Source organism: Bartonella sp. AA9NXGY, from assembly GCF_042196845.1.
In the GTDB taxonomy this organism is placed as follows: Bacteria; Pseudomonadota; Alphaproteobacteria; order Rhizobiales; family Rhizobiaceae; genus Bartonella.
In genome coordinates this window covers 1-1,059 of the sequence record NZ_JBHIRB010000081.1, presented here as the reverse complement: position 1 = coordinate 1,059, position 1,059 = coordinate 1, and the positions used below count along the sequence as shown (strand labels likewise).

1 protein-coding gene is annotated in these 1,059 nt (G+C 43.3%); it reads left to right on the top strand.

Translation table 11 applies throughout. From position 1 onward, the window contains the following. Positions 1–43: 43 nt before the first annotated feature. The coding region (locus ACFIM6_RS09900) for a DUF3792 domain-containing protein (protein WP_375612677.1) at positions 44–1,059 on the top strand (1,016 nt) is incomplete at its 3' end.

Sequence of the window (1,059 nt, the reverse complement as noted above, 5' to 3'; positions counted from 1 at the left end):
GCAAAAAGGCATTGTATCTCCAGCATATTCAAGGAGATAAAACATGGAAACTCGCATTCCTGAAAACACACCATTTGAGACGAATTTTCTAGGAGAAACGTCTCTAGAAGAAAAGTATTCACTCTTTCACACACCCATTTCATGGTCCGCAATCTTTGCGGGACTGGTGACGGCTCTTGCCACCTCAATCTGCCTCTCTTTTCTGGTTGCAGCTTTAGGCTTAAGCCAAATGGATTTCACTTCTTCAACCCCATTTGAAGGCTCTTTCCTCTCCTTTGGCGTGGGTTCTGTTATCGTTACACTGATTAGCCTAGCCTTGGGAGGCTTTGTAGCTGGACGTTTTGCTGAAACCTCAGGGATTCTTCATGGCTTTCTCACTTGGGCTCTCATAACATTGCTGATGACCCTCCAAGCCATCCACGTGGTTTCTAGTACAGCAAAGATAGGAGCTAAAACGGCTCTAGAAAACAGCTCCATGGTCCAACAAACCGTAGACAGCCTAAAAAACAATATTTCCCCTATACTTGCAAACTTAAACAGCGAAAGTCTTGAACAGTTTTTTGCAAAAAATAGTGACAATGATATCAATTTTGACCAACTTAGGAGTGAATTGCGCACCCTTCTCAATAAAAGCGACATTCCTGCTCTCAACCCTGATCGCTTGAAACAAACCTATCAAGCTGCACTCAATGATATTGGTTCTGCGATAACAGCTTTCAAAAATGATCCTTCTTACTATCGCACCACTTTAAAAAATCTTGGTGAGCGCCTGTCCGATCGTGTAGAAGATCTCACGACAAAATTTGATCGAAGTGATATCATCAACGCGCTCATAAAAGATGGCATGTCCCGTTCGGATGCACAAACAGCAGCCAACCATGCTGTTCAACTCTATCAAAGCGCAGAAGAAAAGACCGAAAAAGCCATCAAAGTCCTTGAAGAACGGGCAGAAACACTCTCAGACAATCTTGAGGATACAATCAAGGGAGCAAAAAACACTGCAACTAAAGCCACAAAAACAGCCTCCAATATGGGGTGGTGGGGCTTTTTAGGAAGTCT